This is a genomic window from Nocardioides immobilis (genome assembly GCF_003515065.1).
GTDB lineage: Bacteria > Actinomycetota > Actinomycetes > Propionibacteriales > Nocardioidaceae > Nocardioides > Nocardioides immobilis.
The window spans coordinates 29,321-42,891 of the sequence record NZ_QXGH01000041.1; the positions used below are offsets into that span (position 1 = coordinate 29,321).

Consider the following 13,571-nt stretch of genomic DNA (forward strand, 5'->3'; position numbering starts at 1 on the left):
GCCCGGGCGCGGCGCCAACTGACTACCGGGTGCGCCCTGCGTGACGTCACGCAGGGAGCCCCAGGGGAAGGATCGCCACCTCAGCACCAGCCGCGAGCGGGGCATCACCCGGAGGTACGACGAGCAGCACGTCGGCCGCGGCCAGCAGCCGTTGGGAGTGGCCCACATGGCCGGCGAGCTGGGCTACCCGTCCAGGTGCGACGTACGTCGCCGGCAGCACCAGCGTCCGGTCCGCCGCCACGTCGACCGGCACGTCCAGGATCGCGCGCACGACTGCGTCTGGCCGCTGCCCCGCGAGGACGCGGAGGGCGGGCTCGGCGAAGAGGCGGAACGAGGAGTACGCCGCGACCGGCGTGCCCGGCAGGCTCACCACCGGAACCGTCCGGCCGTCAGAGGCGGTGACCGCACCGGCGCCCTGCGGCCGTCCCGGCTTGATCGCGACCGAGCCGAACCAGAAGCCCTCGCGGTCGCGCAGCGCCGCCTTGACCACGTCGTGGTCGCCGGCCGAGACCCCGCCCGTGGTGACGACCAGGTCGGCGGTCTCGGCAGCCAGCGCCAGCTGTTCCAGCAGCAGCCGGGTGTCGTCCGGCACCGGCCCGTACGCCGTCACCTGCGCCCCGGCCGCACGGGCCGCCGCGACCAGCGCGACGCTATTGCTGTCGGGGATGTGGCCGGGCAGGCCGGCCAGCTCGGTGTCGGGTACGGCGAGCTCCTGGCCGGTCACGACCACCGCGACCCGCGACGCCGGGTGCACCGACACCGCGGCCGTGCCGACGGCGGCGAGCAGCGCGAGGTGGCGCGGCGCCAGCACGGTGCCGTGGGCGACCGCGACCGTCCCCTCGACGACGTCCTCGCCGGCGCGCCGGATGTGCCGGGCGACCGGGACGGCGTCGTCGATCCGGACCTGCGCGCGGCCACGATCGGTCCACTCGAACGGGACCACCGCGTCGGCTCCCGCCGGCACGGGTGCGCCCGTCATGATCCGCCAGGCGGTGCCGGGAGCGAGCACGGGCTCGACGGCGTCTCCAGCCGCCACCACCCCCGCGACGGGCAGCGCCACCGGTGCGCCCGGCCTGGCCGAGGCGACGTCGGCCGCGCGCACGGCGTACCCGTCCATGGCGGCGTGGTCGAAGCGCGGCAGGCTGACCGCGGCGGTGACGTCCGCGGCGGTCACCAGCCCGACGGCGTCGCCGAGCGGCACCGTCACCGGCGCCAGCGGCGTCACCGAACCGAGGATCCGCTCGACGTGGGCGCCGACCGGGACCCCGGGATCAGCCATCCGACCCGGTGAGGACCTCACCGGCAGGCACCCGCTGCGCCGTACCGGCCTCGAGCGCGACCTCGCCGACCACCTCCACGCCGTGGCCGAACGTCCAGTCGCCCTCGATCTTCAGGGACGACGCCTTCGCCAGCGACGGCGCGCCCTCGGGGAAGCGCTTGTCGAACTCACCGACCAGCTTGTAGTGCGCGGGGTCGAGGTCGACGTAGGGCACGTCGGCGGCGACCAGGTCGAGCACGAAGTCCGCGCCGATCGTGTAGACGTCGGACCGCAGGACCAGCAGGTCGTTGGTCGTCTTGACCGGCACGAACCGGTCGCGGCCGACCTCGATCAGGGTCGATCCCTCGAACACCTCGATCGCCGCGCCCATGGCGGTCTCGATCTGGATCACCTCGGGCGTGCTGGGGTCACCGGGGTCGAGAGTCTTGGTGTTGCGGATCAGCGGCAGGCCGAGCACGCCGTCGCGCTGGTCGAGGGTGTCGCGCAGGGCCCGCAGGTCGATCCAGAGGTTGTTGGTCGACGTGTAGCGGTGCCGGTCGAGGTCGGCGAGCGCCTCGAGGTCCTCCTTCGCGGTCTGCGCGGTCTCGCGGAGGACCAGGCGACCGTCGGCCTTGCGGCGGGCGAAGTGGCCGCCCTTCTTGTCCGAGGGAGTACGGCGCACCGCCTCGATCGCGAACGGGGCGCCACTCTGCGCGAACCAGCCCGCCACCTCGGGCGCCGGCACCGCGCCGAGGTTGTCGGAGTTGGAGATGAAGACGTAACGCCAGCCGCCTTCGAGAAGCTTGTCCAGCGTGCCGCTCCCCCGCAGCGCGGTGTAGACGTCGCCGTGGCCGGGCGGACACCACTCGAGGTCGGGGTCCTTCGGGAAGCTCGCCGGAACCAGGCCCTTGGCGAGGAGCTTGGGCTCCTTGTTCTGCAGGAAGTCCAGCGGCAGGCCGTCGACCTGCAGGCTCTCGTAGCGCGCCAGCGCCTCGAGCGTGTCGTCGTGGGTGCGGAAGCTGTTCATGAACAGCAGCGGCAGCGGGGCGTCGTACTTCTCCCGCAGGTGCAGCACCTGCCGGGCGATGATGTCGAGGAAGGAGAGGCCGCGGCGCACGCACAGCAGCGACTTCGCCCGATCCATGCCCATCGACGTGCCGAGACCGCCGTTGAGCTTGATGATCGCCGTCTGCCGGAGCGCGTCGGCGGCGACCTCGGGGGCCACCTCGACATCGGCGAGCCGCTCGATGTCGACCGGCTCGATGCTCGACTCCGCGATCAGTCCGGTCTCGCCGTGCTCCAGCAACCGGTAGTAGTGCGCGAACGTCTCGATCGCGACCGGGTCGACCCCTGCATCGACCATCTTCGCGCGTGCCATGTCCAAACCGGCGCTACCCATACTGCGATCGTAGGCTGGCCCCGTGTCGAGTCTGCAATCGAACCCAGAACCGGTCGGTAATAGCGGCCTCGCGAAACTGGCGCTGAGGGACCAGCTGCTGACCGCCCGCAGGCGCCGGTCCCTGGTCGCGGTGGGTGCGGCCGCCCGCGCGATCGCGGACGAGCTGCTGGCCGCACCGGAGGTACGACGCGCGGCGACGGTCGCCGGCTACGTCTCGGTCGGCTCCGAGCCCGGCACGACCGCCCTCCTCGATCGGCTGGTCGACGCCGGCAAGCGGGTGATCCTCCCCGTCCTGCTGCCCGACAACGACCTGGACTGGTCGACGTACCACGGCGGGACCTCCCTCGCGCCCGCCGGCCGCGGCCTCCTGGAGCCGCTCGGACCGCGGCTCGGCGTCGATGCGATCGCAACCGCCGACGCCGTCCTCGTCCCCGGACTGGCGGTCTCCCCCACCGGTCAGCGGCTCGGCCGCGGCGGCGGTTCGTACGACCGGGCGCTCGCCCGGGTGCCCGTGGGCACCTTCACCTGCGTGCTGCTCTACGCCGACGAGACCGGGCACCCCGTCCCGACCGAGCCGCACGACCGGGCCGTCACCGCGGTGGCCACGCCGGAGGGCATCACCCGCTTCTAGTCGGGTGGCACCAGGGTCAGCGTGTCCTCGGCCGCGTCCTCGACGGCATCGGCCGTGAACACCCAGGCCAACGTCTCGCCGCGCACGAACAGGTCGGTCTGGTCGGTGTAGTGCGGGTGGAACGCGTGCCCAGACGACCCGGTCAGGTTGATCCACCGGGCGTCGTCGAGCTCGTCGAGCGGGACGATCATCCGCATCGACGGGGCGGCCACGACGTCGTACCCCTCCTTCGCGTCCCACGCGGTCGCGTTCGGGATGGCGCCCCCACCACTGACCTCCCAGCCGCCGCGGTTGAACAGCCGCTCGACGACCCGGATCCCCGACTCCCCCAGCGTCGACGACCGCAGCTCCAGCCGGTGCAGGCCACCCCAGGTCCACTCGTCGGCGTTCGGCGACTGCCGTGCGGTCAGCACGTCGCGGGCGGCGCGCAGCGATGCGTCGAGGATGTCGTCCCGCGTCTCGACGACGTCCTCGGTCTCCTGGTCGTCCCACCACACGTCGCCGGGCCGGGTGAGCAGGTCGGTGACCACGGCGAACCACCGCTGGCCGCCGTCCGGCCGCAGGTCGGCGTCCAGCTCGTCGTGGAACGTCCGGGAGAGCAGCTCGCGCCACACCACGTTGTAGTAGGCCGCGGCCGCGCTGTCGGCCGGCTGCCGGAAGTCCCAGCCGTCGAGCAGCCGCTGGCCGTCGGAGTAGTAGCCGCCCGGCAGCTCGATGCCGAGGAGGTACGGCGTCAGCACGGACGCCATCGGGTTGCGATCGTCGGTCTGGATGGCGGCCATGTCGTCGACGCCGAGCCCGTCACCGCCCTCGAGCAGCTCCCGGATCCGCGCCGAGCGGAAGCCGCGGTCCGAGTCGTCGGTCAGGTAGTAGGGGTAGCCGCCGGCGTCGTCGACCACGGCCTGGTTGGCGGTCACCACGAACCCCGCCTCGGGGTCGAGCACGTTGGGGAGCGCGTCGTACGGCACGTGGGCGCCGGTCCAGTCGTTCTCCGAGCGCCAGCCGGCCGCGGGCAGCAGCCCGTCGTTGCCGGACTTCCGGATCGGCACCAGGCCGGTCGCCTGGTAGCCGATGTGGCCCTCGGTGTCGGCGTAGACGACGTTCTGCCCCGGCGCCGCGAAGTCGGCGAGCGCGGCCCGGAACGAGCGCCAGTCCGTCGCGAGGTTGAGGGCGGTGAGGGCGTCGGCCGTCGGGTGCGGGTCGAGCGCGGTCCAGGCGAGCGAGACGGCGTGGTCCCACCGCTCGTTCTCGTCGCGTACGACGCCGCTCTCCCCTGCGTCGCGAACCTTGTCCCCGACCTCGCCCACGAGGTCGGAGAGCAGCGGCCCGTGCGCGGTCGAGCGCACCTGGATCGTGACGTCGTCGCCGTCCCGGACCTTGATCGTCTCCTCGCGCACGGTCAGCGGCCGGCTCCGGCCGTCCTGCTGCCACCGGTCGTCGCGCACCCGCTCGACGTAGAGGTCGGTGGCGTCGGGCGCCAGGTTCGTGAAGCCCCACGCGATGTCGGCGTTGTGGCCGATGATCACCCCCGGGACGCCGGAGAAGCTGAAGCCGGCAACGTCGAGCGGGCAGGCCGGAGTGACCTCGCGGCAGTGCAGCCCGACCTGGCTCCAGACGCCGGGGAGCGAGATCCCGAGGTGCGGGTCGTTGGCGAGGATCGGAGCACCGCTCTCGGTGTGCTCGCCGCTGACGACCCACGCGTTGCTGCCGATGCCGTCACCGTCGCCGAGCAGGGACGGCACCCCGTCGACCACCTGCTGCACACCGGACAGCGCCGCCTCCACCCGCGGACCCAGCGGCGGTCGCTGCGGCAAGCGGGTGTCCGGCGCGGTCGCGTCCTGCTCGAACACCCCGTCGACGACCGCGCCCTGCTCGACGATCGGCGGGTGGTCGTCGTACGGGTAGGGCGCGAAGAGCTGGTGGGTGCGCTCGGTCCCGACCGCGGCGATCGAGAGCGCCCGCGCGATCTCCTCGTCGAGGTTGCCCTTGAGGTCCCACGCCATCGCCTTCAGCCAGGCGATCGAGTCCACGGCGGTCCAGGTCTCGGGGGTGTAGTCGACGCCCGAGATGTCGAGGAGCGCGTACTCGAGGGAGATCTCCGAGAGGGACCGGTCCTCGAGGTAGGCGTTGACCCCCTCGGCGTACGCGTCGAGGAGGTCCCGGGTGCGCGGCTCGAGCAGCGTCAGCTCCTGCTCGGCGACCTGCCGCCAGCCGAGCGTCCGGACCACGCGGTCGGAGTCGACGGCGTCGGCGCCGAAGAGCTCGGCGAGCCTGCCCGCCGTCGCCCGGCGGCGGACGTCCATCTCGAAGAACCGGTCCTGCGCGTGCACGAAGCCCTGCGCCAGCATCAGGTCGTGCAGCGAGTCGGCGTAGATCTGCGGGATGCCGTGCTCGTCCCGGAGCACCTCGACCTCGCCCGTGAGCCCGGCGACCTCGATCTCGCCGTCGGTCTGCGGCCAGGATCGGCGGACCACGGCAACCGACACCACCAGCGCCAGGACGAGGAGCAGTACCACCGCGATCGCGACGTACGTCGACCAACGCAGCGGGGCCGGCCAGTTACGCAGTCGGCGGGTGGCAGCGGTCATGGTGGTCGTCATTGTGCCGGTAGCTCGGGTCTTCACGTAGGATTGGCAGTCGTATCACGAGAGTGCTAAGCCTCACAGCGCCACCAAGGGGAGACCCGATGCCCACCTATCAGTACGCCTGCACCGAGTGCGGGCACGCCTTCGAACAGGTCCAGAGCTTCAGCGACGACGCGCTGACCGTCTGCCCCGAGTGCGCGGGCAAGCTGCGCAAGCTGTTCAACGCGGTGGGCGTGGTCTTCAAGGGCTCCGGCTTCTACCGCACCGACAGCCGCGGCAAGAGCACCGCGACCGAGCCGGCGGCGGCGTCCACGACGAGCTCGTCGTCCGACAGCTCCAGCTCCTCCTCGTCCGACAGCTCGAGCTCGTCCGGAGCGTCGACCAGCAGCACCGCCGCGGCGCCCGCCTGACCTGTGGACAACGCGCGCAGGGGGCGCGCCGCCGTACGGCCTGCTCCTAGCGTCGGTCCATGGCCAACCGGGACCTTCCTCTCCGCCTCCGCCTGCGCGACCGCCTGACATCGGTACGACGCGCGGTGCTCCGGCGCCGCCGTACCCTCGCGGTCCTCTGCACGGTCGCCGCCGTCGCCGCCGGGGTCCGCGCGGCGGCCCCGCCCGCGGCACCCACGGTCGAGGTCCTGGTCGCGGCGAGCGACCTGCCGGCCGGCGCCCGCCTGGACAGTGGGGACCTCGGCACGATCGCGCTGACGCCTGACGCGGTGCCCGACGGCGCACTGGACGACGCCGATGATGCGACCGGCTCGATCCTGGCCGCGCCGGTACGGGCCGGGGAGCCGGTCACCGATGTCCGGCTGGTCGGTCCCGGGCTGACCGAGGGCGCGCCCGGGACGGTGGCGCTGCCGGTCCGGCTCTCCGACGCGGCCCAGGCCGGCCTGCTCGAGGTCGGGGACGCGATCGACCTGCTGGCCACCGACCCCGAGTCCCGGTCCACGATCACCGTCGCCAGCGGGGCGCTCGTGCTCGCCGTACCGGATGTGGAACAGGACGCGCCGGATGCGATACCGGGCCGGATCGTGGTGCTGGGAATCCCTGCTGCGGCGGTGGCCGAGGTCACCGGTTCCGCGGTCACCGCGTTCGTGACTTATGCGTGGGCGAACCGCTAGGTTCTCAGGCGGTCCTACCGGGGGGGTAGGGATTCACTCATCTCGGAAAGAGGAGAAACCACATGTCCGGGTTCAAGAACTTCCTGCTGCGCGGGAACCTCGTCGAAACCGCCGTCGCCCTGATCATGGCGCTGTCGTTCGCCGCCGTCGTCAGCACCTTCGTCGCCTGGCTCACGGCACAGCTGCCGAAGAGCGTGGACGACGTCTTCAGCAACGACGCGAACTCGTTCGGCGCGTTCATGAACGCCGTCATCGCGTTCGTCGTGATGGCCGCCGTCGTGTACTTCGTCGTGGTGGTCCCCTACACCAAGGCCAAGGAGCGGTTCTTCCCCGCCGAGGCCAGCGGCCCGACCGAGCTCGACCTGCTCACCGAGATCCGCGACTCGCTCGCGAGCCGCACCGCCTGATCTTCCAGCAGCACACCTGGTGCCGTCTCACCCGTGGTGAGGCGGCACCTGTGATTTGAGCCAGCGGTCGCTCGCCGACTCACCCGGGCCGCCGTCGCCGGACCGCTCGCCCGGCTCCCGCTCGTCACCGGTGACGTCAGGCAGCACCTCGCCGAAGACCTCGGCCAACCGCCGACGACGCTGCCAGTCGGTCTCCGCCTTCGGATCCTTCTCGCTCATGTGCACAGCCCGGCGTTCTCACGCTCGTCGTCCGAGAGGCCCTGGTCGCGGTCCTTCTTGCCACCGGAGTCGGTCGGGTCCTCGGAGGCCTCGCTCGTCGGCGCAGTGCTGCCCTCGGGGTCGTCGTCCGCACTGATCGAGTCCTCGGCGAACTCCTGGCTCAACGGGTCGTCGTCGATCACCAGCTGCCAGAGCTCGTCGACCTGATCGGTCCACTCGACGCGGCCCTCCTGGGCGGTCGAGTAGACCCACGGCGTGGTGACGAACTTGATGTTGTCGAGGCCGATGCCGTTGAAGCTGGTGCCGAGGTCGGCGAGCTCGGCGATGTTCTCGTAGTCGGTCTGGATCGAGCCGGTCACCGCGTTGAGGAACGACACCATCCGGTCGGGCCGCACCAGCATCCCTGCCGAGACGGCCTTGTTGATCATGGCCGCCATGAAGGCCTGCTGGCGGCGGATCCGGTTGGGATCGGTGCCGTCGCCGACGGTGTAGCGCACCCGCACGTAGCTCAGCGCCTCGTCGTCGCGGATCTCGCGGGTGCCGGCCTCGAGGGTGATGTCGTGCTCGGGGTCCTCGATGTCCTCGGGGATGCAGACCTCGACGCCGTCGAGGGCGTTGACCATGTCCTTGAAGCCCTGGAAGTCGATGACGATGTAGTTGTCGATCCGGATGTCGGTGTTCTGCTCGAACTGCCGGATCGTGCAGGCCGGGCCGCCGACGGAGAACGCCTCGTTCCACATCACGTCCTCAGCCTCGGAGCCCTCGATCGCGGTTCCGTCCTCCTCGTAGCAGGTCGGCCGGTCGACGAGGGTGTCGCGCGGGATGCTGACGCCGTACGCACGCTTCCGGTCGGCGGAGAGGTGCAGCAGGATCGTGGTGTCCGACCGCTCGCCGTCGCCGGTGAGCCCGTCGATGTTGTTCTCGCCCTCGCGGGTGTCGGACCCCATCACCAGGATGTTGAGCGGCTCCCGGGATCCCGCGACCTCCTCCTTCTCGGGGCGGTCGTCGCCGAGCTGTTGGGCGAGGTCGACGTACTTGAGGTTGTCGTTCCAGTTGTTGTACGCGAGCACGACCGACCCGGCGGTCCCGACCGCGAGCGTGACCAGGCTGGCCGTGATCACGGTCGCGACGGTGTGCCGCTTGCGCGCCCGCCGCTTCCCGGCGACATCGCGGTTGGCCACGGAGCCGCGCACCCGACGGGCGCGCGACTTCCGGCTGCCTGCGGCGTCGGGACTGTCGTTCACGCACTCCATTGTGACGGCCCTCCCTAGCATGACCGAATCGTCCGAGTAGGTTGACGCGCGGGGAGGCAGTCGAGAGGAACGACGTTGACCGAGATCGACCCGACCAAGCCCGTCCTGGTCACCGGAGCGACGGGCTACGTCGCGAGCTGGATCGTGCGCTACCTGCTCGAGGACGGGTACGTCGTCCGCGGCACGGTGCGCAACCCCGACAAGCCCACCGGGCTCGAGCACCTGCACGCGCTCGCGGCCGAGCACGAGGGGCGGCTGACCCTGCACCAGGCCGACCTGCTCGACGAGGGGTCGTACGCCGAGGCGATGGCGGGGTGCGAGCTGGTCATCCACACCGCGTCGCCGTTCCTGATCGGCAAGGTCCGCGACCCGGAGGCGCAGCTGGTCCGCCCGGCGCTCGAGGGCACCCGCAACGTGCTCGGCAGCGTCGACGCCACCCCGTCGGTGAAGCGGGTGGTGCTGACCAGCAGCGTGGTCGCGATCCACGGCGACAACATCGACATGAAGGGACGCGGTCCGTTCACCGAGGACGACTGGAACACCACCAGCAGCGTCGACCACCAGCCCTACCCCTACTCCAAGACCGTCGCCGAGCAGGCGGCGTGGGAGATCTGCGGCGCGCAGGACCGGTGGGACATGGTCACCATCCACCCCGGCCTGGTCCTCGGCCCGGCGCTCACCACCGCGAGCAAGTCCGGGTCGATGACCACCATGAAGGCGTTCATCGACGGCTCGCTCGCCGGCGGCGCTCCCGACCTGGCGATGGGTCTCGTCGACGTACGCGATGTCGCCCGGGCACACCTGCTCGCCGGCTTCACCCCGGGCGCCCACGGCCGCTACATCACCAACGCCGGCACCGTGACCATGCTCAAGATCGGCCGGATCCTGCGCCGCCGGTTCGGGCACAGCTATCCGTTCCCCTTGCTCACCGTGCCCAAGCCGATGTTCAAGCTGGTCGCGCCCGTCGCCGGGTTCTCGCGGGAGTTCGTCGACAAGAACGTCGGCTGGCCGCTGGAGTTCGACAACAGCCGCTCCGTCGAGGAGCTGGGGCTGACCTACCGCGACCCGGCCGACACGGTGGCCGACCAGTTCCAGCAGATGATCGACGACGGACTGGTGCACAAGCCGATCGGGCGGACCTGAAACAATGCGGGCACGAGGCCCCCGTAGCTCAGTGGATAGAGCAGCCGCCTCCTAAGCGAAAGGTCGCCAGTTCGACTCTGGCCGGGGGCACCACGAAGAAGACGCAGGTCACAGCGTTCTGTGACGCGTTTCCGCAGGTCAGAGCGATCTTTCGGTCCGTGTCAGCCGGTCTCGGTCTGTGTCAATCTGTGTCGCTGGCGTACGGGGGAAACCTGTGCGAACGGCCTTTTCCCCATTTCGTGGGGGAAAAATGGGGGAATCGTGGCGTCCCTGTCCCCCTCACCGCCGCCACTGGGCCTCCGTCCCGTGCACACACGACTACCCGGTGGGCCGGGGTGATCGCCCAGTGCTCGATGCCGTCCTTAGTAGGGCAGACCGAGGAGGTGGCACGGCCGATGACCCTTGGAACGCTGTCCCGGAGTGCGGATCCTCCCTCCCGAAGGAGCCCAGGCGAATACCGTCCCGGTCGCGAATGTGCCTGCCGGATGGGACCCGGGCGTCGCATCCCCCTGCTGATCGGGTTGGCATCGTGACGGCGCACCAGGGAATGCCCAGCACTCCAATGCCGAGTACTCCACAACTGCTCACGATCGACGACCTGCGTCGGCTGTTCCGATGCGGTCGCACAACGGCGTACGCGCGGGTGCATGAACCGGGTTTCCCCGCCCCCTTGGTGCTGTCCGGCTCGGCGCACCGGTGGTGGCAGCACGAGGTCTTGGCCTGGCTCGAGGGCCACCGCGTCCAGCGGTCGACCGGAAACGCCTCTGGACCACAGGAGCGCGACTCCACGAGGGCCCGGAAGTCCGCGCCCCCGACCCCGCAGCCCGTCGAGCTTCGCCGTAGGAACCGGGCCCGATGAGCCGGCCGACGCTCGACGACAGCACCCGTCCCGCTGACGGGAGCGAGGCGTGGACCACTCCTCGCGGTCTCGTGCTCGTCACCGCACCCAGGTCTCCGACTGCGTACTACCGGCTCCAATGGCAAGGTCCGGGCGGACGCCGCCGCCAGACAACGGGCGGTCGGACCTTCGCCAAGGCCTGGGCCAAGGCACTCGCACGTGAGACCGACCTAGTCTCCGGTGCGACCAGCAAGTCCGAGGAGCCGTGCAGTGCCGGCATCGCCTACTGGCTCGATCCGCGTCGGCCCACACCGCGCGGAGGATGGGGTGAGTCGCACCGGTCGAACATGGAGGCGTATGCGCGGAACTACTTCATCCCGGCGTTCGGTCGCGTTCGCGGCATGGATCTGCGCAGGACCCACATCCAGCAGTGTGTCAACGCCGCGCCTACAGCCTCAGAAGGACGCAACATCCGCAGGGCAGCCTCCTCCCTGATCGGCGCGCTACGTCAGGGAGAGTTCCTCCTCGACGACCAACTGATCGACCTGGCCAACGTCTTCTGGCACGGGATCGAGGTCGGACATGCCGGCGTCGCGATCGACAGCGGCGAACTACCGCAGTTCGTCCCGGTCTGGAAGCGCCCCTCGAACGAGCAGGTGAGAGCACTACGACTTGCCGCGGAGCGGACCGGGCGACACGGGAAGGGGCAGTGGTGGCGCGGCCTGATGGTCGAGCTGGCGGCATACGCCGGCCCACGGTGGTCAGAGTTGATCGCGCTGACCGAGTCGTCAGTGAACACCGCAGAGAGAAAGGTGGAGATCCTCTGGCGGGTCGCACAACCTACAGGAAAGCCACGAAGACTCGCCCCGCCAAAGATGGCGAAGCAACGAATCACCATCTACCCGGAGGTGTCCCCGACCGGCTACCCGCTGGATCAGATGATGAGCCGACGAATCCAGGAGGCCCGTGCAGAGAAGCGCGCCGGCACCAATCGCAAGGGACTGCTGTTTCCAGCCGCCAACGGCGACTGGTGGTGGACAGGGAACTTCCACCGGGACCTATTCGAGAAGTCAGCACTGGCCGCCGGTTGGAAATACACCGACCGTGCACGCGCCTACGCCGGCGGAACTCGCCGCGAGCGCTCCTGGCAGCTCACCTGGCACAGCCTCCGGCACACCTTCTGCACGGTCGCTCTCGAGGAGTGGAAGCTTCCCGACTCGACCGTGTCGCTCCTTGCGGGCCACTCGGATCCGAACTTCACCCGGACCCGCTACGTTGGCGCCGCCGAAGACGCTCTGGATGCGGCGGTGGCAGCTACGTCCGCAGCGGCGATGCCCCCGGCCAGCGCGGAATCTCTGGTCCCGCTTCGCGGGTGAGGCGAGCCTCGGCCGAGGGCCGGTCTTCACGTGCCCGTTTGCACGGCGCGTGCCCTCCGGGCCTCGGCGACAGTACCGCCGCGCACCTCCATCAGCGCGTAGTCACCGTCCCTCCGAACCCACGCCCAGCGGGAAGACCTTCTCGCCAGCAAGGTTCGATAGGGACAAAGAGAGGGTCGGCCTACCCGGCGCCGTGAACAGGCACGATGCGCTGCACACCGCCCACACCATCAGTGCCGTCCACCGCGTCCTGCGGTCCGCGCTCAACGAGGCGGTACGGCCCGTCGGCTGGCGTCGAACCCGGCCGTGATCGCGCCGACACCACGAGTGGATGACGTCGAGGGTCGAGCCGCTCTCGATCGAGGAGAGCCGTCGGGTCCTCAATGCCGCTCAGTCGAGTCTGCATCCCGCTCGGTGGTCCATCGCCCTCTCCCTCGGCCTCCGTCAGGGAGAGGCCGGCTCGGACTGGTGTGGAGCGACGTCGACCTCGATGAGGGCGTCCTGTGGGTGCGCCGATCGGTCCAGCGCAGGACCTGGGAGCACGGCTGCGCCATCATTGAGGGACGGCCGACGTGCCGGCGCAAATGGGGCGACGAGTGCGACCACCGCCCGGGGGGAGGGCTGCTCCTGGTCGAGCCGAAGACCAAGGCATCGAAGCGGACCATCGTCCTGCCGGCGCCTCTGGTCGAGGAGCTCCGCGCCCACCCCGCGCAGGTGAACCGACGCCGACTTGCCGCCGGCGAAGTCTGGGACGCCAGCCACGATCTGGTCTTTCCGGCCGCCGGCGGCGGCTTGATCGATCCTTCGCGAGACCACACCGAGTGGAAGTCGCCGCTCAAGAAGGCCGGCCTCCGCGACGTACGCCGGCACGACGCCCGCCACACCGCCGCGACGCTCCTGCTCGTCCGGGGCGTCGACATCCGCACCGCCATGTCACTCAAGGGCTGGACCGAGATAGCAACCGCCCAGCGCTACACCCACGCCGTCGACGAGCTCCGCCGACGCGCAGCGAGACAGATGGGAGCACTGCTGTGGGACCAGCAGACCGGGGGCTAATCGATACGACCGACGTCCCGAGCCCATCGCTCGATGTCCGCGTTCTGCCACACCGGCCCAGCGGCCAGCCGGGCCACTGGTTCCGGGAAGTCGTCGCGGTGGGAGAGCTGATTGACCCGCTGCCGGCTGACACCGAGGAGCTTCGCTACCTCCGCCGTTCCCATCAGCTGGTTATCCACAGGCAGACCCTATCCTTAACATCGTTAAGGGCAGGCGTGCGAAACTCGAAGAACTCTGAATAGGCGGCCCCGGCCGGTGCGCCAACACCGACCGGAACCTAGGT

Annotated in this window: 13 protein-coding genes and 1 tRNA gene; 8 read left to right on the forward strand and 6 right to left on the reverse strand. The window is 70.5% G+C overall.

Features of this window, described 5'->3' with window-relative positions:
- Positions 1-46 precede the first annotated feature (46 nt).
- Together D0Z08_RS28215 and D0Z08_RS28220 are read right to left on the reverse strand one after the other, a co-directional pair.
- Positions 47-1,279: a molybdopterin molybdotransferase MoeA gene (locus tag D0Z08_RS28215; protein WP_118928625.1), complete on the reverse strand. Its 1,233-nt coding sequence runs from the start codon at positions 1,277-1,279 to the stop codon at positions 47-49.
- Complete coding sequence (locus tag D0Z08_RS28220; protein ID WP_118928626.1) at positions 1,272-2,657, reverse strand: UTP--glucose-1-phosphate uridylyltransferase; 1,386 nt, start codon at positions 2,655-2,657, stop codon at positions 1,272-1,274. The genes D0Z08_RS28215 and D0Z08_RS28220 overlap by 8 nt, the downstream gene beginning before the upstream one ends.
- Positions 2,658-2,679: 22 nt before the next feature.
- On the opposite strand from D0Z08_RS28220, the gene D0Z08_RS28225 reads away from it, so the two are divergent.
- Positions 2,680-3,288, forward strand: a complete 609-nt coding sequence (locus tag D0Z08_RS28225; RefSeq protein WP_245994599.1) for a 5-formyltetrahydrofolate cyclo-ligase — start codon at positions 2,680-2,682, stop codon at positions 3,286-3,288.
- On the opposite strand, the gene D0Z08_RS28230 is transcribed toward D0Z08_RS28225, so the two are convergent.
- Positions 3,285-5,876, reverse strand: a complete 2,592-nt coding sequence (locus tag D0Z08_RS28230) for a penicillin acylase family protein (RefSeq protein ID WP_118928627.1) — start codon at positions 5,874-5,876, stop codon at positions 3,285-3,287. The genes D0Z08_RS28225 and D0Z08_RS28230 overlap by 4 nt on opposite strands.
- 98 nt (positions 5,877-5,974) lie before the next feature.
- Here D0Z08_RS28230 and D0Z08_RS28235 point away from each other — a divergent pair, with 98 nt between their 5' ends.
- From D0Z08_RS28235 to D0Z08_RS28245, 3 genes are all read left to right on the forward strand, one after another.
- A complete protein-coding gene (locus D0Z08_RS28235) occupies positions 5,975-6,283 on the forward strand; it encodes an FmdB family zinc ribbon protein (RefSeq protein ID WP_118928628.1) in 309 nt (102 codons plus the stop codon).
- Between the two features lie 59 nt (positions 6,284-6,342).
- Positions 6,343-6,996 (forward strand): SAF domain-containing protein, encoded by a 654-nt coding sequence (locus D0Z08_RS28240; RefSeq protein ID WP_118928629.1) that lies wholly within the window; start codon positions 6,343-6,345, stop codon positions 6,994-6,996.
- 62 nt (positions 6,997-7,058) lie between these two features.
- Positions 7,059-7,403, forward strand: coding sequence for an MscL family protein (locus D0Z08_RS28245; protein ID WP_118928630.1), 345 nt, complete (start codon positions 7,059-7,061; stop codon positions 7,401-7,403).
- Positions 7,404-7,430: 27 nt separating this feature from the next.
- Here the strand turns inward: D0Z08_RS28245 and D0Z08_RS28250 are convergent, their stop codons facing one another.
- Both D0Z08_RS28250 and D0Z08_RS28255 read right to left on the reverse strand, forming a co-directional pair.
- The gene (locus D0Z08_RS28250) at positions 7,431-7,622 is read right to left on the reverse strand and encodes a hypothetical protein (RefSeq protein WP_118928631.1); all 192 of its coding nucleotides are present in this window, start codon (positions 7,620-7,622) and stop codon (positions 7,431-7,433) included.
- Positions 7,619-8,866: an LCP family protein gene (locus tag D0Z08_RS28255; protein WP_147381560.1), complete on the reverse strand. Its 1,248-nt coding sequence runs from the start codon at positions 8,864-8,866 to the stop codon at positions 7,619-7,621. Before D0Z08_RS28255 ends, D0Z08_RS28250 begins: the two co-directional genes overlap by 4 nt.
- An 84-nt stretch (positions 8,867-8,950) precedes the next feature.
- Between D0Z08_RS28255 and D0Z08_RS28260 the strand changes: the two genes are divergently transcribed.
- The 4 genes from D0Z08_RS28260 to D0Z08_RS28275 all read left to right on the forward strand — a co-directional run bounded on the left by D0Z08_RS28260 (position 8,951) and on the right by D0Z08_RS28275 (position 13,288).
- Positions 8,951-10,018 (forward strand): SDR family oxidoreductase, encoded by a 1,068-nt coding sequence (locus tag D0Z08_RS28260; RefSeq protein WP_220454417.1) that lies wholly within the window; start codon positions 8,951-8,953, stop codon positions 10,016-10,018.
- A 17-nt stretch (positions 10,019-10,035) separates the two neighbouring features.
- Positions 10,036-10,111 (forward strand) — tRNA-Arg (locus tag D0Z08_RS28265).
- A 762-nt stretch (positions 10,112-10,873) separates the two neighbouring features.
- Positions 10,874-12,232 (forward strand): tyrosine-type recombinase/integrase, encoded by a 1,359-nt coding sequence (locus D0Z08_RS28270; protein WP_118928633.1) that lies wholly within the window; start codon positions 10,874-10,876, stop codon positions 12,230-12,232.
- A 468-nt stretch (positions 12,233-12,700) separates the two neighbouring features.
- Entirely contained in the window at positions 12,701-13,288 is a 588-nt protein-coding gene (locus D0Z08_RS28275; RefSeq protein WP_182481532.1) for a tyrosine-type recombinase/integrase, read from the forward strand.
- Here D0Z08_RS28275 and D0Z08_RS28280 read toward each other — a convergent pair.
- Positions 13,285-13,467 carry a helix-turn-helix transcriptional regulator gene (locus D0Z08_RS28280; RefSeq protein ID WP_245994601.1) on the reverse strand — a complete coding sequence of 61 codons (183 nt, stop codon included), beginning with the start codon at positions 13,465-13,467 and terminating at the stop codon, positions 13,285-13,287. The two genes, D0Z08_RS28275 and D0Z08_RS28280, sit on opposite strands and share 4 nt — an antisense overlap.
- Positions 13,468-13,571: the final 104 nt, after the last annotated feature.